The organism is Thermosynechococcus sp. GLH187 (assembly GCF_031583395.1).
Lineage (GTDB): Bacteria > Cyanobacteriota > Cyanobacteriia > Thermosynechococcales > Thermosynechococcaceae > Thermosynechococcus.
This window is the reverse complement of the sequence record NZ_CP134175.1, coordinates 178,673-202,521: the sequence shown is the minus strand read 5'-3', so window position 1 is coordinate 202,521 and position 23,849 is coordinate 178,673. Positions and strand designations below refer to the sequence as shown.

Here is a 23,849-nt window from a genome sequence, read left to right as displayed (position 1 = left end):
GGGCAAGGCGTTGATTCATGGGGCTATCCTCACAATTGCGCATACCCTCACGGTAAAAGATAATCTAGGCAAATAGCAATACGCTTTTAATATAAAAAATATTTATCAATAATAAGCATTGCTAAACTTGCAGCCGCTTCAGGGATAGATCTCCATTCCTCAGCTCAGCAGAGTGCTAAACTGTTCAGCAACTCAAACTCTGATGAAGTTTTGTCTAGAAATTTTTCAATTGCTTGCATAAACTCATTGACTGCTTTATTCATTTTGGCCTTGCTTGAATTCGTTAAGGAAGAGACTCAATGCGTCCACTGGTTGCTAACTACTACCTGACCTACCGCTGTAACGCCCGCTGCCACTTTTGCGACATTTGGGCACTGGAACCGGGCAAAGAAGCTGATTTTAGCGCCATCCAAACCAATCTCCGCGATTTGAAACGTTTGGGGGTCAAATATGTGGACTTTACGGGGGGTGAACCGCTGCTGCGTGCCGATGCCCCAGCCATCTACCGTGAAGCCAAGCGTCTGGGTTTCATCACCAGCATGACGACCAACACGATTCTCTATCCCCGCCGTGCTAGGGAAATTCAGGGCTTGGTGGATTTCTTGAACTTCTCCCTCGATGGGCCTGATGCGGCCACCCATGATCAGTCGCGGGGCGTGAAAATTTTTGACACGTTGGTGGAGTCCGTCAAAATTGCCCTTGAGCTTGGTGAATATCCAGTGCTGAATCACACCGTCACTGCTCAAAATTATGAACGGATTGGTGAGGTGGCCGAATTTGCCCAAAGTCTAGGGGTACGGGTTTGGTTGAATCCCGCTTTTACCGCCCATGAACACTACAACGACAAGAAGAACCCCACCCCTGAAATTGCCGACCACATTGAACAAAATGCGAAGAAGTATAACAATGTTGGTTACAATAAGGCAGCATTAGCCCTCATCCGTGCGGGGGGAAACAATACCCAAAATCCCCGTTGCAAGGCGGTGGATGCGGTGATTGCCATTTCCCCCAATGATGAGTTGCTTCTACCCTGCTACCACTTTGCGCAGAAGGGAGTCCCCATCAACGGTCGCCTGTACGAGCTGTACAAGTCCTCCGAGGTGGTAGAGGAGTATCGCCGCTCCCAAGGCCGACTCTCCGTCTGCGAAGGCTGCACAGTGTGGTGTTATCTCATTCCCAGCTTCTTTAAGGGAGTGGATAAGTACTGGTTTCTCAATCAGGTGACCTATGCCGGAGAATTCCTGGCCCGAAAACAGTTTCTACAACGAAGCCGATCCCCTCGACGAACTCCTGTCGGAGTGGGTTGATGCCCCAGAGAGTCCTCCATTACAACCGCGTTCTGAGGGTCGCCGTCGCAAGGCTTTCCTAGCGCTTTCTCTGATTTGGGGGAGCACGATCGCCCTGCATCTGATTGTGGGTGGCATTTGGCTGATCTATGCCCTAACGCTGCTAATGAGCTTGCAAACACTGCGCTACTGGCGAGCCAAGCCACAAACGCTACCTGCATTAGAGGCCACAGAAAGTGTGCAGCCAATGGTGTCCCTAGTGGTGGCTGCCAAAAATGAAGAGGCGGTGATTGGTCGCCTCGTCAAAAACCTTTGCCGCTTGGATTATCCCCACTACGAGGTGTGGATTATTGATGACAACAGTAGCGATCGCACCCCCGATATTTTGAGTGAACTACAAAAGCAATATCCTCACCTCAAAGTGCTGCGGCGGCTGCCGGGGGCGGGCGGGGGTAAGTCCGGTGCCCTCAATCAAGTCCTGCCCCTGACGCGGGGGGAGATTATTGGTGTCTTTGATGCCGATGCCACGGTACCCCAAGATTTATTGCAAGAGGTGGTCAACCGCTTTCAGGTGGCCAGCGTTGGCGCGGTGCAAGTGCGCAAAGCCATCAGTAATGCCAATATCAATTTGCTGACCCAAGGCCAAGCGGCAGAAATGATCCTCGATGCCTACTATCAACAGCAGCGGGTCGCCTGCGGGGGTATGGGGGAATTGCGGGGCAATGGCCAATTTGTGCGGCGGCAAGCTCTAGAGCGCTGTGGCGGCTGGAATGAAGAAACCATTACTGACGATCTGGATCTCAGTCTGAAGCTGCATCTCCATGGCTGGCAGATTGACGTGCTGATGAATCCAGCGGTACAGGAGGAGGGGGTGACCACACTCGTGGCGCTGTGGCACCAACGCAACCGCTGGGCTGAAGGGGGCTATCAAAGCTACTTGGACTACTGGCAACCGCTGCTGCGCAATCGCCTTGGCTGGCAAAAAAGTTGGGATGTGCTCTGCTGGTTTTTGATCAAATACGCCATTCCCACGGCCACAATTCCCGACCTGCTGATGGCTCTACTGCGTCACCGCAGCCCGATGCTAGTACCCCTGACGACACTGAGCTTTACGATTTCGATGATGGGGATGTTGCGGGGCATTCCGCAGGCACAATCGGTGAGCATCTGGCAACTCTTTTGGCAAAGTTTGCGGGGAACCCTCTATATGCTCCATTGGTTGCCTGTGGTGAGTACGACGACGCTGCGTATGGCCGTACGGGCGAAGCGTCTCAAGTGGGTAAAAACCGTGCACCACGGCGTCTAAACCTAAACATTGGCCAAAAAAAGATCCGTGCGGGGACAACCTTGAGCTAGGCTAGGGTCAGAGTTTTGACTGGTTCTGCCATGTCTCGCAATAGCAACCTGCTGCCTTTGCTGGTGTCTCTTGTCCTCACCTGTGGTCTATTGGGGGTGGGGGCGGTGCTCGTGATTCGGTTACTGGGCAATCAAAATCCCCTTGAACAGGTGACTGAAAACTTGGGGGTGCCCCAGAGTACGCCAGAGATGGCGGCTGCGAATTTCAGCGATGTCAGCAATGTTCCCAGTGGTACGTTTCAATACGGGGGCAGTACGACGTGGGCACCGATTCGCCGCGATGTCGATCCCCTGATTCAGTTAGCTTGGCCCAATTTTCGCCTGCGCTACACCAATCCCCCCACCGGCACGCCAGGCTCGGGCAGTGGCATTCGCATGGTTCTCAATAATCAACTTGCCTTTGCCCAGTCCTCGCGCTCCCTCAATCCACAGGAGCGGCAGCAGGCGCAGAGCCAAGGGATAAAATTGCTGGAACTACCAGTGGCGATCGATGGCATCGCGATCGCTGTCAATCCCAACCTCCAGATTCCTGGCCTCACGGTACAGCAAGTGGTTGATATTTATACCGGAAAACTCACGAACTGGAGCCAAGTGGGCGGTCCGAATCTAGCCATTACTCCCTTTTCACGGCGGCTGGAAGATGGCGGAACGGTAGAGTTTTTCGTCCAAGATGTCTTGGGGAACCAGCCATTCAGTCCCAAGGTGGTGATGGTGCGGGATACCACAGATGCCCTACGGCGGGTGGGGGCGACCCCCGGCGGCATTTACTATGCCTCGGCACCGGAAATTGTTGGTCAGTGTAGTGTGCGACCCTTGCCCTTGGGGCGGCAGCCCAATCAGTACGTTCCTCCCTATCAGGAACCCTATGTGGATTCTGCCCAATGTCCACAGCGGCGGAATACATTGAACTATCGTGCCTTTCAGGAGGGCAGTTACCCCATTACCCGTCGCCTGTTTGTCATTGCCAAGGATGACAATAGCCCGGATGCCCAAGCCGGTCGTGCCTATGCAGCCCTGTTATTAACGGATCAGGGTCAAGCCGCAATTGAAAAAGCCGGCTATGTCCGCTTGCGCTAGGGGAGCCAGATGTTTGATAAACCATTGAATCGAACCTATGAGCGGATCATGGTGGCCATTGCCAGCGCCAATTTTCTGTTGGTGCTCTTTGATCTCACCTATATTCCCCTACGGGACTTCTGGCTTTTGGGAAAGGTCCGCATTCCCCTGATTCAGCGGGTGATTTATCTGCCCCAGCCCTTGCCGATTACTCCCCTTTATGACCCCATTAAGGGAATCGAACCCCACCGGACAACGGAGCGGTACATCAACACGGTCAACCAACTCCGGCAAACGATTACCACTGAAGGGGTGGATGCCGCGGCGACGCAAGCACTCCTAGCTCAGTTGCGCGAGCAGAGTAAAACTATGGTGGACACCGACCCCTTTGCCCTTGCCAATAAAACCGGCACCCTTGAGCGAATCAAGAACCTGATGCGGTTGCGGGTCTTTGGCGATCGCAATGCCTCCTCTAAACAGTCCTTTGAGCGCTTTTGGAGTCCGGAGTACATCAATGAACGGGACTGGCAGACCAGCCTTGCTTGGTTTGAGGCGCAGATCATTCCCCTGATGGCTACCAACTATTGGCGCCGCTACGGTGAGGATGGGAATTTTATTGACCGCTTTGATGCCATTGATATTCCCTTTAATCTCCTCTTCTTTGTGGAATTCTTGGGACGCACGTTTTGGCTGAGTCGCCAATATCGCGGTGCCCGCTGGCGGGATGCTATGTTCTGGCGCTGGTACGATGTGCTGCTCTTTTTCCCCTTTTGGTGGCTGGCACCCACTTGGGCGTGGCTACGGATTATCCCGGTCACGATTCGCCTTGATCAAGCGGATATTATTTGCCTTGATAGTCTTGAACGACAGGCCTCTCAGGGCTTAGTGGCAGCGATCGCCACCGATATTTCGGAAGTGGTTGTCCTGCAAGTCCTCACCCAACTGCAAAAAGCAATCCGTCGCGGCCAATTGAGTCGCTGGCTACCGCGTGTCTCTGGCGGCCAAGGGAGCAAGACGCTCAATGACATTGATGAACTGGGGGAACTGGCAGCCTTAGTTGTGCAGGTAGTCATTTACCGCGTGATCCCCCAACTGCGACCAGAAGTGGAAGGCTTAGTGGCCTACAGTGTCGATCAAGTCCTACGGCAAGCGCCCCCCTATCGGCGGTTATTGGAAATTCCATCCCTTGAGGCCTTACCGCGCCACTGGCACCAATCCCTTGCCAAGGAGATTAGCGATCGCCTCTTTCTGCTATTGGAGCAAGCGAGCAAACACCAAGGCAATCCACCCCGCGAAGGCGCATTACTGGTGAGTCAACTGGCGCAAAAATTTGGCCAAACCCTGACTGCCGAACTCCAAGAGGAACAGGTGGGCAAGGTGATTCAAGATCTGTTGGTGATGTGGCTAGAGGAAATCAAAATTAATTTTGTGCGGCAGACCCACATTGAAGGCATTGAAACGGTTTTGGATGAAACCCGTGCCCTGCAGGAAAGCTTAGAACAGGGACGGCTCAAACCTTAGGCTATTCAAGAGGTTGGAGCAGCCAGAGAGCCGTGTAGGTGGTGTCATTGGGAGTCGGTTGAATGAGGAGAAAGTGCAGACCCTGAGTGGAGCGCAGGCGATCGCGAAAGAGTTCTCCCGCTTGGGAAATCTCAGCATTGTCAAACGTCAAAAAGACCCAGCGATCGCGCAAGCCACTGTGCAACACCACCCCACAGGGTTGCCCCGGCACAAACTCTAAGCGATAGGGCAGTTGCTCTTGGAACCACCGCGCCAGCTTCAGGGATTTGCGACCGCCATAGAGAATAATTCCCGGAATCAACGTATCGGGAGCCAAGCCCAAAGCCTCTGGCAACATTGCCATTTCAAAGGCCAGAATCCGTAGCGGATATTGCATCAGTTGTGCCAAGTCGGGGGGAGTAATTGCTGCAAACTGCCAAGAATCTCCCCAAATATCCTCGGGCAGGGGCAATGGCGGCGGCTGCTCAATGGCCAAGGGATCGTAGGCTTCACCGGTGTAGGTTTTCAGGCTTTGGTATTCCTGAGTGCGTTGGCACAGGTAGTGCTTTAGAGCCGGGGTGCGGCGGGTGGCTTCGAGGGGAAGGTTGAGTTCTTGGCAAGCCACTTCCACGAGGCCTAAACTCTGGGGACGAAAAACCTGCACTCGCTGCGGTAGGGGCTGCCCGCAACTTTTAAACTCTGTGGCCAGCCATGAACTGCTCACGAGGGGTTCTGGGCAAAAAGCCGTGTAGTAAAAATTTTCCTCAGGGTCACAAATCACGAGTTCCCACAGATCAAGACCACTGGGGGTACGCAACGGCCGGCGGTAAAGATCAACTTGCCAACAGGACATGGACGGAAATGAGCAGCAAAGGAAGTTAACAGCCTTTTCACAACCATTGAAAGCCGCTAAGCTTGCCGCTAATTCTGCTGATGCGTCCTCAAGCGAGAGAAAAAGGCTATCTGTTGCTATTGTGCCTTGTTTTGCCTCCTCTGCTAGGGTGTTTTAGGCCTGAATTTTTTCAATACCTAGGCCACAACTTTGCCACGAAACACTAAGTAATTGTAGAGATTGTAGGCCAGCATAATTGGAATTAAGAAAGCGACGAAAATCAGCATAAAGACTTGGGCGCTAGGAGAGGCGGCGGCTTCGTAAATGGTGACGCTGGGGGGAATGATGTTTGGAAAAATGACAAAGCCCAAGCCAATAAATGACAGGAGAAACAGTAAAAACGTCCACACTAAGGGCATGACTTCTTCCCGTTTTTGTAAACTACGCAGCAATAGAAAAATCAGCAAGATACCCAAAATGGGAATGGCGGCAAAAATGTAGAACAGCGGTGGCTGAAACAGTTGGGCACGCAGGTGCTCATGGAAAATGGGGGCGCTAATGGTAATCAACACAGCACCGATAAACGTTGTCCAAGCTGCAATCGTGGCCGTGCGGTAGTGGGTTTGCTGCAACTCACCCGTGGTTTTGTAAATCAGATAGGTTGACCCAATCAGCACATAGCCCTGAATCAGCGTCAGTGCCACTAACACCGAGTGCCACGTCAACCAATCCCACATGCCTCCAGCAAAGTGACCCGCAGCATCTACTTTGATGCCCTCAAAAACAGTGCCCACCGCAAAGCCCTGCCCCAAGGCAGCCAAAAAACTGCCAATGCCAAAGGCAAGGTTCCACACCCGTTTATTATTGGCATTCTCGCGAAACTCAAAGGACACTGCCCGCAAAATTAGCCCCACCACCATAATCACTGCGGGTAGGTAAAGGGCATTGAGGATGGTGGCATAGGCCAAGGGAAAAGCACCAAACAGCGACCCCCCCATCAGCACCAACCACGTCTCATTGGCATCCCAAACATTGCCAAGGCTGGTCATGAGGATATTGCGGCGCCGTTCGTTACTGCTGGTGAGAGAAAGAATGCCAATGCCCAGGTCAAACCCATCTAGGAGAATGTAGAGAAAGAGAAACAACCCTAGGATAAAGAACCATACCTGCGGCAAAAAGTGCTCCAAGGGTGCAAGGGGATTCGGTTCCATGGTGTACTCCCTTATTGTTGAGTTTCTAGGGGACGGCGATCCGGTTGGTGCTCCGCTAGTTTGATGCGGATTTCCAGTTCTTCTGCATTGTGCAGCCCCGGCACCGGCAAGGCAACATTGGGGCCTTTTTGGATGATGCGACTGCCAAAGAAGAGGGCAGCAAAGAAGAAAATGGTGTACAGGGCAACCAAGCCACTAAGGGAAAAGAGCACCACTTGGGGCGGTAAATTGGAGGCCGCTTCTGCCGTCCGCAACTGGCCATAGACAATCCACGGTTGACGCCCGACACAGCGGACAATCCAACCGGCTTCGACGGCAAGGTATCCCAAGGGTCCTGCAAAGATCCAGCCCCACCAGAGCCACTGGTAATTGCGTAGGCGATCGCCCTCGAGGCCTGTGCGCCACCAGACAAAAACGGTGACGATCGCGAGAGCCGCGAGGTACAGACCAATGGCCACCATCAGGCGAAAAGAATAGTAAATCAGGCCAATCAAATGGGGGCGATCGCTAGCGTTCCACTCCTTCAAGCCCAAGATCGGTGTGTCTAACTGCGGTTTCAACTCCAGTAGGTAGCTCAGCAGGCCGGGAATTTTCACTTCCAAGGTATTTGCTTGGGCGGCCTCATTGGGTAAGGCAATCACACTCCAATCGGCAGGGGTGCCTGCGGGTATCGTTTCCCACAGGGCTTCCATGGCGGCTAATTTGGCGGGTTGGTAATGATAGACCTGCTCAGCACTGAGGTGGCCAACAAACACCTGTAGGGGAGCAATCACCAAGGCCATCACCAACACCACCTTCAGGGATTTCGTGAAGAAATTGGGCAGGCGATTTTGCAGTAGATACCAAGCACTAATGCCGCCAATAACAAACAGCGAGGTTTCTAGGGTGGCAAAGAACATGTGGAAAAAACTCTTGACCATGAAGGGGTTGGCAATGGCTTGGAAGTAGTCTTGAACGCGGAACTTACCCTCGACAAAGACGCCCCCCGCTGGTGTCTGGAGCCATGAGTTGGCCGAGAGGATCCAGAAGGTGGAGAGATTGGCACCAAAGGCGACACAGATGGTCGAAATCCAGTGCATCACTGGCGGTACCCGTTGCCAGCCAAAAATCATAATGCCCAAGAAGCTGGCTTCCAGCATGAAGGCCATGGTGCCCTCAAACCCCAAGACAGTGCCGAAGAAATCCCCCACTGCTTCCGAGAAGGGTGCCCAGTTGAGGCCAAATTGAAAGGCCATGGGCAACCCCGAAGCCACGCCAATACCAAAGTTGAGGATGTACAGCTTTGACCAAAAGCGAGCATGGTGATAGTAGGTCAGGTTCTTGGTTTTCAGCCATAGCCCCTCAATGACCACGAGGTAAATACTCATGCCCGTCGTCAAGACCGGCCAGAGCATATGGAAAATGGCCGTGAGGGCAAATTGCCAACGGGAGAGAACAACGGTATCGAGACTAGCCAAGGTCATAACACCACCCTAGGGGTTGATCTGCCTTACTTTTAGCAACCCCCTTTGAGCGGTGACAAGGAGAATGGCGAACCGCTGCAAAAATTTCAGCTTTGCTTAAGAGTCTGGCGGGGTCATGGGCACTGAGCAACTACACACGAGGTGGCGATCGCCATAGGCATTGTCAATGCGGGCAACCGCTGGCCAAAATTTGTACTCCCGCAGCCAAGGGGCGGGGTAGGCGGCCACTTGCCGTGAATAGGGGTAAGGCCATGGCTCTGTGGCCAGCATCAGGGCGGGATGGGGGGCATTTTTCAGGGGGTTTTGCTGGCGATCGCTGACGCCGGCCTCAATTTCAGCAATTTCGGCGCGAATGGCAATCATCGCCTCACAAAAGCGATCCAATTCCGCCTTGGTTTCACTTTCTGTCGGTTCAATCATCAGCGTGCCCGGCACCGGCCAAGAAATGGTGGGGGCATGGAAGCCATAGTCCATCAGCCGCTTGGCAATATCTTCTACCTCAATTCCCGCGGATTTTTTCAGCGGACGCAGATCGAGAATACACTCGTGAGCCACCAAACCGTGGGCGCCTTTGTAGAGAACCGGGTAGTAGGGTTCAAGGCGTTTGGCAATGTAGTTAGCATTGAGGATGGCAATTGCGGTGGCGCGTGTCAACCCCACCCCCCCCATCAGGGTAATGTACATCCACGAAATCGGCAAAATACTGGCACTGCCCCAAGGGGCGGCAGTCACCGGGCCAATTTCCGATCCTTGGGGAATCAGCTGCGTGGTTGGCAAGAAGGGGGCTAAATGCGCCTTGACCCCGATGGGTCCCACCCCCGGCCCACCGCCGCCGTGGGGAATACAAAAGGTTTTGTGGAGGTTGAGATGGCAGACATCGGCACCAAAGTCCGCCGGACGGCACAGCCCCACTTGGGCATTCATATTGGCACCATCCATATAGACTTGACCGCCGTAGCGATGGATGATCTCACAAATTTGGCGAATTCCCGTTTCAAAGACGCCGTGGGTCGAGGGATAGGTGATCATCAAGGCTGCTAGGCGATCGCCATAGGTTTCGGCCTTGGCCGCCAGATCTGCCACATCAATATTGCCTTGGGCATCGCAATTGACTGCCACCACCTGCATGCCAGCCATGACCGCACTGGCAGGGTTGGTGCCATGGGCAGAGGTGGGAATCAAACACACATTGCGCTGGCTTTCGCCGCGGCTGTGGTGGTACTGGCGAATCACTAGGAGTCCCGCATATTCCCCTTGGGAACCGGCATTGGGTTGTAGGGAAATGGCATCAAAGCCGGTAATTTCTGCCAGCATTGCCTCTAGCTCACGGAACAGCTGCTGATAGCCTTGGGCTTGCTCAGCCGGGGCAAAGGGATGCAGTTGATTGAATTCTGGCCAACTGATGGGCAGCATTTCCGCCGTGGCATTGAGCTTCATGGTGCAGGAGCCAAGGGGAATCATCGAGGTGGTGAGGGAGAGATCCTTGGCCTGAAGGCGGTGAATGTAGCGCAGCAGGGCGTGTTCGCTGTGGTAGTCCTGAAAGACGGGGTGCTGCAGGTAAGCAGATTGGCGTTTTAGGGTTGGCGGTAGGCGATCGCCCGCGGCAACTGCCGCAGGACTTGTGCCAAAGAGCGCCAGTAAATCCGCCACATCTTGCTCGGTGGTGGTCTCATCGAGGCTGATGCCGACACTGCCATCCTCAAAGTAACGCAGGTTGATTTGCGCCGCTGCTGCTCGCTCCTTGAGCACCTGTACTGGCAGGTTCCCCAAGCCAATGCGTAGGGTGTCAAAAAACTCAGAATGGTAGAGTGGATAGCCCGCTGCTGCTAAGCCTGCTGCTAGGGTCACTGCCCGTTGATGGATGCGCTCAGCGATTTGCCGCAGCCCCGCGGCTCCATGATAGACGGCGTACATACTGGCAACAACTGCGAGGAGAACTTGGGCAGTGCAGATGTTACTGGTGGCCTTTTCGCGGCGGATGTGCTGCTCACGGGTTTGCAGGGCAAGGCGCAATGCTTTTTGACCAAGAGCATCGTGGGAAACCCCCACTAGTCGGCCGGGTAATTGCCGCTTAAAGTCTTCCCGGATGGCAAAGAAGGCGGCGTGAGGCCCCCCATAGCCCAAGGGCACACCAAAACGCTGGGAGCTGCCGACGGCAATATCTGCCCCCAATTCTCCCGGCGGTGTCAGCAATGTCAAGGCCAGCAAATCAGTGGCCACCGTCACCAAGAGTCCCCGTTCATGGGCAGCGGCAATCAGGGCTTGGGGCGATCGCACCGCACCATCGCTGGCGGGATATTGCAAGAGCAGGCCAAAGGCATTCTCCCAAGGCAATTCACTGGCGATCGGGTCAATGGGTACAATCTCAATGCCAAGGGGCAGGGCACGGGTGCGCAGCACTGCTAGGGTTTGGGGATGGCTATCCTGCGCCACCAAGAAGCGGTTGGCTCCCTTTTGACGGCAGGCATTCAAGCTCAGCGTCATGGCTTCAGCGGCAGCCGTCGCCTCATCAAGGAGAGAGGCATTGGCAATGGGCAAGCCCGTTAGATCGCTGACAAGGGTTTGAAAGTTGAGGAGGGCTTCGAGGCGTCCTTGGGCAATTTCCGCTTGGTAAGGGGTGTACTGGGTGTACCAGCCGGGGTTTTCCAGAATGTTGCGCTGAATCACCGCTGGCGTAATGCAGTTGTAATAGCCCATGCCGATGTAGCTGCGCCAAACTTGGTTTTGCTGGGCAAGGGTGCGTAATTTTTGCAGGGCTGCTGTTTCACTGAGACCTTCACCCAGAGCGAGAGGGCGTTGCAAGCGAATTTCCGGGGGAATGACGGCAGTGATCAGCTCCTTGAGGCTGCCATACCCCAACAGGCTCAACATTTTGGGTAGATCGGTGGGCGTAATGCCAATGTGCCGCGCGACAAATTCGGCATCGGTCTCTAAGTTGATCTCCAGTTGGGGCAGTGAACTTACCATCGCTATCGCACTCGTGTTGCAAATCGTTCATATATCTTAATTCTTTGGGCAGGGTTTGCGGGCATGGAGAACCTGCAAGCTGCGCCCGAGGTGGTAGGTCTGCCGCTCGACAGTGAAGCCCTGTAACCGTAGCTGCTCAGCTAAGTCCGTTTGCAGCAGTTGCCAAGCGGTTTCCGTTTCAAAGAGCCAGAAAAAAAGAGCCATCCCCGGCCAAAAGAGAGGCACTTGGGGACGATGAAAATCAATCAGGGCAAACCAGCCACCGGGCTTGAGAACCCGCCACACTTCCGCCACAATGGCACGCAGTTGTTCCGCAGTCATTTCGTGCAGCGCCATGCTGGTGTGTACCAGATCAAAGGTGGCATCGGCAAAGGGCATCTTCTCCGCAAAGGCTTCCACATAGGTGGCTTGGGGCACGCGCTGCCGAGCACGGGCGATCGCCTTCGGGGAAGCATCTAGTCCCGTGACCTGATCAAAGGCTTGAGTTAAGGCTTGAGTCACCACGCCATGGGCACAGCAAAGGTCTAAAACCACGGCACTGCGGGGTAAGTCCAAATCTTGCCAAGCCAACCGATGCAGGCGATCGCTCCCCCCCACCGTTATTGCTGCGAGGGCACTAATGGTGTCGTAGAGCCACGGATATTGATAGCTCCAAGTGCGTAAAATGGTTGCCACAGCGCTGGATCAAGCCTTGAATTTTGCAGAATTGGAACCAGTTCAGTGTCAGTGTACCGCCTTTTTGGCAACGATTCCTTGAGAAAGGACTGTTATAGTCTTATGTGGTAGCAAGAATCCGTAGTTGTAACGGTGTCGGGAGTGAGCATGGGTCAACCATCCATCTGCCAACAAAGCAGTCTGCTGCTGGGGAGCCTTGTGGCGGTCTTGATCACCATGAGCGGGGGGGCGATCGCCCAACCCAACCCTACGGCCACCGATCTCCTGCCCTTCAATCCCAATCCCGATCCCCTCTATCTCCCGAGTCGTCCCGATCAAGTAAAAATTGATTTGGATCGCCCCATTACCCTCAACGAAGCGATTGAACTGGCGCGGCGGAATAATCGCCAACTGCAAATCCTTGAGGCGCAACTGCAACAAAGTCGGGCGGTTCTGCGCCAAGCGGAGGCGGCTCTCTATCCCAGCATCTCCTTGCAATTGGGGATTAGTCGCACGGATTCAGCGGCGATTCGCCTGCAAAATGCCCAACTACCACCCCCCTTGCAGGCCAATCCCACCAGCAATACTTGGACCAGCACGGTGCAACTGGGCTACAACATTTTCACCTCTGGCCAACGGGATGGCAGTATCAAAGCAGCACAGGAACAGGTGCGCAATGCCGAACTGGATCTGCAGCGAGAATTTGAACAACTGCGGCAGGATGTCACCAATGCCTACTACAACATTCAACAGGCGGAGGCGCTGGTGCGCATTGGTGAAGCAGCGGTACAAAACTCGCAAATTAGTCTACGGGATGCGATCGCCCGCGAACGGGCTGGCTTAGGCACGCAATTCGATGTCCTCACAGCACAGGTACAACTGGCCAATAACCAACAGCAACTCGTGCAAGCCCAAAGCCAACTGCAAACGGCTCAACGCCAACTGGCACAGCTGCTCAGTCTCAATGACAAAACCAATGTGCGGGCGGCTGACCCCATTCGGGTAGTTGGGGAATGGAAACTCTCCCTTGAGGAGAGCATTGCCTTGGCGTTTCGGAATCGTGTGGAATTGGAACAGCAACTGACACAACGAAATGCAGCACTGCAGCAGCGCCGGGTGGCCTTGGGGAATCTAGGGCCGCAGTTGGTGGCCGGCGGAAGTTTTAACACCCTTGATAGCCTCACAGATGGGAGGGCACCCCGTTGGGGATATACGGTTGGGGGTCAAATGAACCTGACCCTCTTTGATGGCGGGGTCTCCCGTGCCAGTGCCGCCCAGCAGGAAAGCGCTGCCGCGATCGCTGAAGCCCAGTATGCCGCCTTTCGCAACTTAATTCGCTTTCAAGTGGAGCAGGCCTACTACACGCTCAAATCCAGTCAGGAAAATATCCGCACCAATGAAGTGGCAGTGCGCCAAGCCACCGAGGGACTGCGCCTTGCCCGTCTGCGCTTCCAAGCAGGGATTGGCACCCAAGCGGAGGTGAGCAATGCAGAAACGGCTCTGATTCAAGCCCAGAGCAACCTGTTGAGTTCTACCATTGACTACAACCGAGCGATCGCTGCCCTGCAACGCTTTGTGAGTGGCTTACCCTTGACGGCAACGCCTTGATGTTTGGTTTTTTGAATCTCAATAAACCGCCCGGCTGCACTTCCCACGACTGCATTAACGAACTGCGAAAGCGGCTGCGGCTCAAGCGCATTGGTCATGGGGGCACATTAGATCCAATGGCCACAGGGGTGCTGCCGATCGCCCTTGGTGCAGCGACGCGACTCCTCCCCTATTTGAGCGATCGCAAGGCCTATATTGGCACGGTGCGCTTTGGCATCACCACAACCACGGATGACATTACGGGTGACATTTGCCAAGAACAATCTGCCAGTCACCTCACCGTTGAGGCCATTGAGGAACAGCTTCCCCAATTCATTGGCCAGATTGAGCAATATCCCCCCGCCTATAGTGCGATTCAAGTGGATGGCCAGCGGCTCTATGCCCGTGCCCGTGCGGGTGAAGTCGTGAGCGTGCCGCCGCGGATCGTTGAGGTGTACAGCATTGATGTCTTAGATTGGCAAGCAGGATGCTACCCAGTATTGACCCTGCGCATTACCTGTGGCGGTGGCACCTATATTCGCGCCCTTGCCCGCGATTTGGGGGCGGCACTGGGGGTAGGGGGAACGCTGGCAGCCCTGCAACGGATTGAAAGTGGTGGCCTGAGGATTGAGGAGAGCCATTCCCTAGAAAGCATTTCGCCAGAGCATTTACCACTGCGCCCGCCCCAAGCGGTTCTCTCACATCTACCGTGGCTTGAACTCAATGAAGTACAACTCAACGACTGGTATCATGGCCGCGCCGTGATTGGTGAGGGGCTACCGCCGGCGGAGAGGTTCGTGGGCGTCACCTTTGCCGCTACCTGTGTGGGGATCGGAGTGAGTGGGGGCGATCGCCTGCATCCCAAGGTGGTTCTCAAGGCATAACGGTGTCTTCCGAAACATTTTTCTAGTGCTAGCTTAGGAAAAAGAAGCAATCAGCAGGTGAAGGAATGGGGGTTCGTTGGCTGCAACGTCTCATTTGTTGTTTGGTGGTCTTGGTGGGAGTCTGGGGCATTTTCCCCACTGACTCGGCGATCGCCCTAACGGAGGAACAAAAACTCTTTAATGAGGCATGGCGCATTGTCAACCAAGCCTACGTGGATCCCTCTTTTAATGGCCAAAACTGGTGGCTGGTGCGCGAAAAGGCGCTGAAACGTCCCCTACCCAATCGCGAGGCGACCTATGAGGCCATTCAAACCATGTTGGCGAGCCTAGAGGATCCCTTTACACGGCTACTGCGCCCCGCCCAATTTCGTAGCCTGCAAACCACCACGGCTGGGGAACTCACTGGTGTCGGCTTGCAAATTAGCACTGACCCTGAAACCGGTGTCCTCGAAGTGATTGCTCCCATTGATGGCTCCCCTGCTGCCCAAGTGGGGATTCAACCCCGCGATCGCATTCTTGCCATTGATGGCGTCTCCACCACCCAGCTCAGCCTTGATGAAGCCGCCGAAAGAATGCGGGGAGCCGCCGGTTCTGCTGTGCATTTGTTGTTACAACGGGGCAGTGAAGCTCCTCAAGAAATCACCCTGAAACGGGGACACATTGAGATTAATCCGGTTATGGCTGAGGTTCGCCAAGTGCAGGGACACACCATTGGCTATATTCGCCTTGGTCAATTTAGCGCTATGGCGGCCACAGAAATGCGCAAAGCCATTCAAATGCTAGAGCAGCAGGGAGCGGAGGAGTACATTCTTGATCTGCGCAATAATCCGGGGGGACTGTTGCAGGCGGGGGTGGAAATTGCTCAACTGTGGTTGGATTCGGGGGTCATTGTCTATACCGTCGATCGCCAAGGGATTGTGGATAGCCTCAATGCCAGTGGCGGTGCCCTCACCCATGATCCGCTCGTCGTCCTCGTGAATGGCGGAACCGCCAGTGCCAGTGAGATTTTAGCCGGTGCCCTGCAAGATCATGGCCGTGCTCGACTGGTGGGCGATCGCACCTTTGGTAAAGGCTCGATTCAGTCCCTCTTTAACCTCAGTGATGGCTCTGGCCTTGCGGTTACCATTGCCCACTACGAAACCCCTAATCACCACAACATCAACAAAGTGGGGATTGAGCCAGATCGGCGGGTTCTCGATGCTCCCGAGAGTCTCATGGCTATGGGTACAGCAGCAGATCCCCAATATCTGGCGGCCCTAGAGCTGCTCCACAGTCCGGTGCAAGTGGCCACTAACGCAGGGTGACAAACTCCTCCGCCGTCGAGGGATGAATGCCCATCGTGGCATCAAAGTCCTTCTTGGTGGCGCCCATTTTGAGGGCGATCGCGATCCCTTGAATAATCTCAGCCGCATGATCCCCCACCATGTGGGCACCGAGCACCCACTCCGTATTTTTCTCCACCACCAATTTGACGATCACCTTTTCATCTCGACCCGTGAGACTGTGGTACATCGGGCGAAAGGCCGCACGGTAGATTGTCACATTCTCTTCCCCCAATTTCGCCTTGGCCTGCGCCTCAGACAGCCCCACCGAAGCCGCCTCCGGCTGGGAAAACACCGCCGAGGGAATATTCTCATAGCTGAGGGTGCGCGGTAGATTACCAAATTGCGTATCAGCAAAGGCGCGTCCTTCGGCAATGGCTACGGGAGTGAGGTTGACGCGGTTAGTGCAGTCCCCGACAGCAAAAATGTGTTCTTGATTGGTGCGGTAGTATTCATCCACAGCAATGGCGACAATCCCTTGACTATTGGCCGTAAGATGCACCCCCGCCTGATCAAGACCTAGCCCCTGCAAGTTGGGCGCACGCCCCACGGCACACAGCACCATATCAACTTTAGTTTCACAGGCTTGCCCCTGCTGTTCGTAGCGAATGCGGATATTGCCCTTCTTGGTGAGCTTCAAGCCCGTAATGTGGCACTGGGGACGGACATCAATGCCGTGGCGAATCATCCCCTCATAGACACCATCTTGAATGTCTTGATCAAAGCCGCGCAGGGGGCGATCGCCCCGCAGAAAGTGAATGACTTCCGTGCCGAGTCCCTGCATAATGCCGGCAAACTCAACACTGATGTAGCCGCCCCCAAGGATAGCCATGCGCTTTGGCTGCTTGGGCAACAAAAACATCTCCCGCGAGGTAATGCTGTGTTCAATGCCCGGCACATTGGGCTTAATCGCTTCGCCCCCGACAGCAATTAAGATTTTCGCCGCTCTCACTCGCTGTTGCACCTGTCCTTGGCGATCCAGGAGTTCTAGGGTGTGGGGGTCAGCAAAGCGGGCAAAAAAGGGCAGCAGTTCGACCCCGGCTTTGGCAAGGTAGCTAATGTGCAGTTGACTGAGGCGATTTACCTCTTGGTTCACTGCTTGAATCAGTCGCTCCCAGTTCAACTTGGCTGCAACGGGGCGCCAGCCATAGCCGACAGCGTCTTCAAAGAGGTGGCTAAACTTGGAGCCATAGACCATGAGCTTTTTAGGGACACACCCCCGAATCACACAGGTACCACCCACTTTATCCCCTTCGGCAATGGCCACCCTAGCGCCGTAGGAAGCTGCCCGCTTTGAGGCCGCCAAGCCACCGGAGCCGGCACCAATCACAAATAGGTCATAGTCGTAGCTCATCCTTGCTCCCCAAAACCTAGCCTCAGTCTAGCGAAATTTGGATCGGGTTACATGAAGGCTTGGCGATGAATCGCTTGTAGGGCTTGGTATTCAGCAGTTTTGCCAAGACGGCGCAGCGATCGCAACCGCTGTTCAATGAGCATCCGCGCATCGGTGCGACTAATAGACTCAAACGCCATCCCTGCCGGCCGTTGGCTGACAATGAAGAACAGCCGCTGTGCATACAACGTGGTAAAAAGTTGCCGATGCTCATCAATAGGGCACACCCCATAAAGCAAGCCAAAGGTGGGGTGATTGAGATACTGCTCAGCGGTCATCGAGGGTTTCATTAGTGGAGAGAATCTACCTCGCAAAAGGATCGTGATAGGTCAACACGGCAAGGGTGGCTTGTGAGGGGCAAAAACAGGAGAAAACCGCAGGGGGCGGCTAAAATAAGTAAAACATTTGACTGAAAACTTTTCAGATTATACTCAACCCTTTCCTCCTCTATGACGCGCTCCCTTCCCCCCTTTTGGCCCAGTGTGTTTCACCGCTGCGGTGTGATCTTTTTTGGCACGCTAACCTTTTTTTTCACATTGGGGGTGGTGGGCTTCAGTGCCACGATCTTCTTTGCCCTCCTCGGGGTCTTGTTGGCGCCCGCCAGTGAAACCAGTCCCTACGAGCACGTCAGTGGCAAGGAGGGCAGTCGCGATCGCATTCTCAGAATTGACATTACTGGGCCAATTCTCGGCAGCCCGCAAAACGAAGAAGATAGCTTCTTTGCGCCCCTTGTCGGTGTCACCTACGGCTATGAAGTGCAGCGGCAGTTGGCAGAGGCGGCTAAGGACGAAACGATTAAGGCTGTCTTTGTCAATATCAGCACTCCCGGCGGCACGATCTTTGGCTCGCAGGCGATCGCCGAAGGCATTAGGAGCTACCGCGCAGCCACCCAAAAACCGGTCTATGCCTTTATTGAGGGCATTTCTGCCTCCGGTGGCGTTTGGGCTATGGTGACAGCGGATCGGATCTACGCTGATCACGGCAGCATGATTGGCAGTATTGGCATTCTCGGCCCTAGTGTTTTCTACTACGATCGCCCCACCAGTCTCGATAATGGCCTATTGATGGGAGGCGTTACTGCCAACCGTATTGAAGAACGGACACTGAGCGCCGGTCGTAGCAAAGATATTGGCAATCCCTTCCGTCGCCTCACTCCCCAAGAAATTGAAGTCTTCCAAGCCGGCCTTGAACAGGAGTACAGCAAGTTTATTAATCATGTGGCGCAGGCACGGGGCATTGATCCCAACGTTATTCGCAACGACATGGGAGCGATGATTTTCAGTAACGAGCAGGCGCAGCGCTATCGCCTCATTGATGGCACCCGCAGCCGTCCAGACACCCTCAGTGCCCTTGCTAGTGCTGCCAAGCTCAAGGAAGGAGAATATGCCCTTGTCCGTTTTCGGCGCGATCGCTCCCCTTTGATCAATCAACTCTTTGGTGTCCAGTCACCTCCCCCAGCACCAGAAACCCAGCAAATGTGGAAACAAGAGCAACTGTGTGCCCTCAGCCAATTGCGCGCCCTTGCCTACTATGGTTCCCTCTCTTGCCACCGTCAGTAATGCGTTTCGATATTATTACCCTCTTTCCAGAGTTCTTTGCCTCCCCCCTCGGCAGTGGCTTAATGGCCAAAGCCTTGGCACGCGGGATTGCCGAGGTCGTCCTGACGAATCCGCGTGACTTTAGTACTGATAAGCACCAGCGGGTGGATGATGAACCCTACGGGGGGGGTGTGGGCATGGTGATGAAGCCTGAACCCCTCTTTGCGGCGGTGGAATCGCTGCCCTCCTTGCCCCGCCGTGAAGTGATCTATGTCACCCCCCAAGGGCAACCCCTGACCCAACAGCACCTCTGGCATTGGTCGCAGGAGCGAGATCAACTAGTGATTCTCTGTGGTCACTATGAGGGCGTGGATGAGCGGGTCGTCCAGCATTTGGTGACCCAAGAGATCTCCATTGGCGACTTTGTTCTCACTTGTGGGGAAATTCCAGCTCTGGTGATTCTCAATGGTGTGCTGCGACTGCTGCCCGGCACGGTGGGCAAAGCGGCTTCCCTGCATCAAGACAGTTTTGAGGACGGTTTATTGGACTATCCCCACTACACTCGACCCGCAGAGTTTCGAGGGTGGACGGTACCGCCGGTCTTACTTTCTGGTCACCATGGGGAAATTGCTGCTTGGCGGCGGGCACAGCAAATTGAACGCACTCGCCAACGCCGCCCAGATCTGTATGCGCGCTGGCTGGCTCAGCGGGAAGCCACACTCAAAACCAAGGAAGGAGAATAGGAAATTACTTTATACTTCTTAAGAAAATCAGTTATAAATCAGTTATATGTCAAAAAAAAAAAAAATAATAGCAAGTACCATCGTAATTATTACGAATATGTAATCAGAAAGCTGCTGCGCTTAGCTTTAGTCAGGAGCCCCAGTAACTTCCTACGATTAATCCTATGGATAGTTTGTTCCCCACTTTCCTAAGGCCTGCCACCCCCAATGCCAGTGGCGGTGCAGATTCAGTGATCGACCGGTCAGATGGAATGCGGAAAAGTGATGGGGGGCACTACCTAACAGCAATCCTAGGGGCGTTACCAATTGCTGTGGCTCTTGCTGATCCCGCGGGGGAAATTAGCTACATTAACCCCTTTGGCCAAAGACTCTTGACGGTGACGGATCCCCAAGCGGCGGCAGCCGACATTTGGGCAAATCTGCAGGTTTACTACTGCGGTAGCGATCGCCCCTATCCCAAGGAAGAGTTGCCCAATAGGCAAGTCCACCAGCGTTTAGAACCCTGTTCTGTGGACGTAGATCTGCTGTTGAGCGATCGGCGATTAACCCTAGCAATCCAAGCCCGCCCCATTGTTGATCCCAGCGGCAATCTGCAGTGCATTGTGCTCACGTTTCAGGACATTACTGGGCGCCAACCTCAGAAAATACAGCCCCAAGGGCTTGCCTGTTCTCGTCAGCAGCAGCCTGATTCTGGGCAGTGTGACTCCGGCATCTTCCAAGACCAAGGTGATTTTCTTCTATCCCTGTACCCAGATACCACCATCCTATTTGCCAATGAGGCCTTTTGCCGCTTCTTTAACTGTTCTGCTGCTGAAGTCATTGGTCGCCCCTTAGGGGAGTTGGTCTGCTGTGAAGATGCCGTTTGTCTCCAAGCGCAGGTGATGCAGCTTACGCCCGCTGCGCCCCTATTTACCTGCGAAAGTTGCCTACCTCATCCCCAAAAAGGGAGTCGCTGGATCCAGTGGCTGAATTCAGGGGTTTTTACGGCTGATGGTTCCCTCAGTGGGATTCAATCCGTTGGCCGAGATGTGACCACGCTCAAAAATCAACTACTGCGCGAGCAGGCTCTCAATCGTGTCATCCAAGCCATCCGCAACTCCCTTGACCTTGAAACCATCTTTGACACCGCGGTGCGGGAAATTGTGGAAATAGGGCTGGGATGGGATGCCTGTGTGGTTCGCTACCTTCCGGAAAGGCAGGTGTGGCAGCCGGTTGCTGAATATCACAGCGATGCCAATGCGCCGCGGTTTCTTGGCTTTGAAATCCCAGATCAGGACAATCCCTTGGCCACACGGCTGAAGGCAGGAGAAGTGGTTGCCATCGCCGACACCTGCCAACTGACCGATGCAGTGAATCGAGCCTTTGCGGAACAATTGCCGGGGGCATGGTTACTGGTGCCTTTGATTGTTAAAGAGCGCCCTTGGGGCAGCCTGAGTTTGTTTGTGCCGCACCAAACCCATGCGTGGTCAGAAGTGGAAATCAATTTTATGCGTACCATTGCCACCCAACTGGAGGTGGCGGTTTACCAAGCCAATCTATACGCCCAAGCCCGCAAAGAACTGGCTAAACGTTCCCGTCTTGCCGCGGCATTGCGCAAGAGTGAAGAACGGTTTCGTTTGACAGCTCTTCACCTACCTGGTGCCCTGTTTCGCTATGAACAGTACCCCGATGGTCGCAATCGGGTATTTTATCTGAATCCAATGTGCGAACGTCTTTGGGGCATCCCGGCGGCGGTGGCTGCTGAGGATGGTGAAAGTTTGTGGCAGCTGGTACATCCAGAGGATCGGGAAGCCACATGGCAATCGGTTCTCTGTTCTGCGGCAAATTTGACGCCATGGCTTTGGCAATGGCGCATTATTCATCCCACCAGCGGCGAAGTGCGCTGGCTAGAGGGCGCCGGACAGCCCACCTTGGCAGCTAATGGGGTCGTGGTCTGGTACACCGTGATCTTGGATGTCACTGAGCGCCATTTGGCCGAAGAGCGCCTCAAGGAGCAGCAGGCCCAGCTAGAGGTGGCTATCCGTGCTTCCAAGATTGGCTTTTATTTTCATGACCTCTCTACGGGAACCATGCTTGTTTCGCCAACCCACAGAGCCCAGCTGGGCGACCTGCCTAGGACTGAAGCGTTCAGTTGCGCAGATTGGCAGGAGCAACTCCATCCCGAGGATCGCGATCGCGCCCTTGCGGCCTACGAGCAATTTCTGCGCGGTGAAGCGGACTATGACATTGATTTTCGCCTGCGCCACCACGATGGAACCTACCGCTGGTTCCACAGCAATGCCGTGTTAATTCGGGATGCCCAAGGTCGCCCCTCTAAGGTGGTGGGTACCCATATTGATATTACAGACCGCAAAGCTGCTGAACTGGCGCTGCGCGAAAGCGAAGAACGCTATCGACTGCTGGCGGAAAACATGACCGATATTGTGTGCCTTTTAGATCGGGAAGGCCGGTGTTTGTATGTTAGTCCCTCCTATGAAACCCTATTGGGTTGGTCTTCTGGGAGGCTCATTGGTCAGCATTTTACGCAGTTGTGCCATCCCGATGAGCGATCGCGGGTCAAGCAGGAACTGCAACAGATGCTTCAGCAGCAGCGGTTTTGGCCCATCACCCATCGAGCCTGTACAGCGAATCAGGAGTTGCTCTGGCTAGAAACCCTCTTCAAGCCCCGCTACGACAGTCAGGGACAATTGCAACAGTTGCAGACCAGTTCCCGCGATGTCACCAGTCGGGTACAGGTGCAATTGCAGCTAGAGCATGAGGCCTATCACGATCCCCTGACAGGGTTGCCCAACCGCCTCTACTTCATGGAGCAGTTGGCAGCCACAATTGCCGCAGCTCAAAGGAATCCTGAGCTTCACTATGCCGTGCTGTTTTTGGATGTGGATCGCTTTAAGGTGATCAATGACAGCCTCGGCCATGCAGTGGGCGATCGCCTGCTCATTGCCTTTGCCACTTTGCTGCGGCGTCTCATCGAAAATAGGCATATTGTGGCTCGCCTCGGCGGAGATGAGTTTGTGATTTTGGCAACCGCTTTACCCAACTTGGAGAGTGCCATTGCTCTTTGCGAGCAAATTACCCGTTGCCTCCAAGAACCCTTGGTCGTAGAGGAGCGGCAAATTTTCCTCAGCAGTAGTATTGGTGTCGTCTTTGCCCAAAATGAGTATAAAACGGCTTTTGCTGTCCTCAGGGATGCCGATATTGCCCTGTATCAAGCAAAAGCCCACTCCACAAGACGCTACGCCATCTTTAACGCCCAGATGTACGAACAGGTGCTAGAGCGCCTCCACCTTGAACACGATCTGCGCCATGCCCTCAGCCATGGAGAACTGCAGCTGTTTTATCAGCCCTTTTTTAATTTGGCAGATCAACAACTGGTGGGCATGGAGAGCCTAGTGCGTTGGCAACATCCTGAACGCGGACTGATTCTGCCGGGTGCTTTCATCTCAATTGCTGAGGATACAGGGCTGATTGTTGACCTTGACAAGTGGGTTTTGGAGCAGGCTTGTCGACAGTTTTGGTTGTGGCAACAGCAGTCCCAAGGGGCAGCCAACTTGATCCTGAGTGTGAATGTCTCGGCCAAGACACTGAAGCACCCCAGTTTCCTCCACCACCTTAGCCGCATTCAGCAACAGTATCCCTTGGGCAGAGGACAGTTGGTTCTAGAACTCACCGAAAGCATCGCCCTTGAATTGGGCAGTGAAATGCTGAGTCTCCTAGAGTCACTGCGGGAGCGCCACATTGAAATTAGTATTGACGATTTTGGAACGGGCTATTCCTGCCTGAGTTATCTCCACAGCCTACCGATTCACCACCTCAAGGTGGATCGCGCCTTTGTCCAGCAATTGGAAGACAACCAGCGCAACCTCAAAATTACCAAGATGATTTTAGTCCTTGCTCAGGAGTTGGGCTACCGCGTTATTGCCGAAGGGATTGAAACCCGCGACCAACTGCACATCCTGCAGCGACTGGGGTGTGATTATGGGCAAGGGTATCTCTTTGCCCGACCCATGCCTGCTGAAGCACTCGCATCCCTCTTGAAAGCCCACTAAAATATTGG

At 54.4% G+C, this 23,849-nt stretch carries 17 protein-coding genes; 10 read left to right on the top strand and 7 right to left on the bottom strand.

Going from position 1 to position 23,849, the window contains the following annotated elements; genetic code table 11:
• Positions 1-299 precede the first annotated feature (299 nt).
• The 4 genes from RHI63_RS00925 to RHI63_RS00910 all read left to right on the top strand — a co-directional run bounded on the left by RHI63_RS00925 (position 300) and on the right by RHI63_RS00910 (position 5,219).
• Positions 300-1,307 (top strand): radical SAM protein, encoded by a 1,008-nt coding sequence (locus tag RHI63_RS00925; RefSeq protein WP_206200669.1) that lies wholly within the window; start codon positions 300-302, stop codon positions 1,305-1,307.
• On the top strand, positions 1,228-2,592 hold the full coding sequence (locus RHI63_RS00920; protein WP_310821721.1) for a glycosyltransferase family 2 protein: 1,365 nt from the start codon (positions 1,228-1,230) through the stop codon (positions 2,590-2,592). The genes RHI63_RS00925 and RHI63_RS00920 overlap by 80 nt, the downstream gene beginning before the upstream one ends.
• A gap of 80 nt (positions 2,593-2,672) precedes the next feature.
• A complete protein-coding gene (locus RHI63_RS00915) occupies positions 2,673-3,719 on the top strand; it encodes a PstS family phosphate ABC transporter substrate-binding protein (protein WP_310821720.1) in 1,047 nt (348 codons plus the stop codon).
• A gap of 9 nt (positions 3,720-3,728) precedes the next feature.
• Complete coding sequence (locus tag RHI63_RS00910; protein ID WP_310821719.1) at positions 3,729-5,219, top strand: hypothetical protein; 1,491 nt, start codon at positions 3,729-3,731, stop codon at positions 5,217-5,219.
• A 1-nt stretch (position 5,220) separates the two neighbouring features.
• Here the strand turns inward: RHI63_RS00910 and RHI63_RS00905 are convergent, their stop codons facing one another.
• From RHI63_RS00905 to RHI63_RS00885, 5 genes are all read right to left on the bottom strand, one after another.
• Positions 5,221-6,051: a Tab2/Atab2 family RNA-binding protein gene (locus RHI63_RS00905; protein WP_310821718.1), complete on the bottom strand. Its 831-nt coding sequence runs from the start codon at positions 6,049-6,051 to the stop codon at positions 5,221-5,223.
• 176 nt (positions 6,052-6,227) lie between these two features.
• The gene (cydB, locus tag RHI63_RS00900) at positions 6,228-7,241 is read right to left on the bottom strand and encodes a cytochrome d ubiquinol oxidase subunit II (RefSeq protein WP_206200665.1); all 1,014 of its coding nucleotides are present in this window, start codon (positions 7,239-7,241) and stop codon (positions 6,228-6,230) included.
• Between the two features lie 11 nt (positions 7,242-7,252).
• Entirely contained in the window at positions 7,253-8,704 is a 1,452-nt protein-coding gene (locus RHI63_RS00895) for a cytochrome ubiquinol oxidase subunit I (protein ID WP_310821717.1), read from the bottom strand.
• Between the two features lie 96 nt (positions 8,705-8,800).
• Complete coding sequence (gcvP, locus tag RHI63_RS00890) at positions 8,801-11,671, bottom strand: aminomethyl-transferring glycine dehydrogenase (protein WP_310821715.1); 2,871 nt, start codon at positions 11,669-11,671, stop codon at positions 8,801-8,803.
• Between the two features lie 36 nt (positions 11,672-11,707).
• Positions 11,708-12,346 carry a class I SAM-dependent methyltransferase gene (locus RHI63_RS00885; protein WP_206200662.1) on the bottom strand — a complete coding sequence of 213 codons (639 nt, stop codon included), beginning with the start codon at positions 12,344-12,346 and terminating at the stop codon, positions 11,708-11,710.
• Between the two features lie 147 nt (positions 12,347-12,493).
• Between RHI63_RS00885 and RHI63_RS00880 the strand changes: the two genes are divergently transcribed.
• The 3 genes from RHI63_RS00880 (at position 12,494) to ctpA (ending at position 16,100) form a co-directional block, all read left to right on the top strand.
• Complete coding sequence (locus tag RHI63_RS00880) at positions 12,494-13,933, top strand: TolC family protein (protein WP_310743234.1); 1,440 nt, start codon at positions 12,494-12,496, stop codon at positions 13,931-13,933.
• A complete protein-coding gene (truB, locus tag RHI63_RS00875; RefSeq protein WP_310743233.1) occupies positions 13,933-14,796 on the top strand; it encodes a tRNA pseudouridine(55) synthase TruB in 864 nt (287 codons plus the stop codon). The genes RHI63_RS00880 and truB overlap by 1 nt, the downstream gene beginning before the upstream one ends.
• 65 nt (positions 14,797-14,861) lie before the next feature.
• Positions 14,862-16,100: a carboxyl-terminal processing protease CtpA gene (gene ctpA / locus RHI63_RS00870; protein ID WP_302678605.1), complete on the top strand. Its 1,239-nt coding sequence runs from the start codon at positions 14,862-14,864 to the stop codon at positions 16,098-16,100.
• Here the strand turns inward: ctpA and gor are convergent.
• Both gor and pipX read right to left on the bottom strand, forming a co-directional pair.
• A complete protein-coding gene (gor, locus tag RHI63_RS00865; protein WP_310453881.1) occupies positions 16,087-17,472 on the bottom strand; it encodes a glutathione-disulfide reductase in 1,386 nt (461 codons plus the stop codon). The genes ctpA and gor overlap by 14 nt on opposite strands.
• A 47-nt stretch (positions 17,473-17,519) precedes the next feature.
• A complete protein-coding gene (gene pipX / locus RHI63_RS00860; RefSeq protein WP_225901608.1) occupies positions 17,520-17,801 on the bottom strand; it encodes a transcriptional coactivator PipX in 282 nt (93 codons plus the stop codon).
• A gap of 159 nt (positions 17,802-17,960) precedes the next feature.
• On the opposite strand from pipX, the gene RHI63_RS00855 reads away from it, so the two are divergent.
• From RHI63_RS00855 to RHI63_RS00845, 3 genes are all read left to right on the top strand, one after another.
• Positions 17,961-19,070 (top strand): S49 family peptidase, encoded by a 1,110-nt coding sequence (locus tag RHI63_RS00855; RefSeq protein WP_310801278.1) that lies wholly within the window; start codon positions 17,961-17,963, stop codon positions 19,068-19,070.
• The gene (gene trmD / locus RHI63_RS00850) at positions 19,070-19,792 is read left to right on the top strand and encodes a tRNA (guanosine(37)-N1)-methyltransferase TrmD (RefSeq protein ID WP_206200656.1); all 723 of its coding nucleotides are present in this window, start codon (positions 19,070-19,072) and stop codon (positions 19,790-19,792) included. The genes RHI63_RS00855 and trmD overlap by 1 nt, the downstream gene beginning before the upstream one ends.
• A gap of 251 nt (positions 19,793-20,043) precedes the next feature.
• Positions 20,044-23,841, top strand: coding sequence for an EAL domain-containing protein (locus RHI63_RS00845; RefSeq protein WP_310821713.1), 3,798 nt, complete (start codon positions 20,044-20,046; stop codon positions 23,839-23,841).
• The last annotated feature ends 8 nt before the right edge of the window (positions 23,842-23,849 follow it).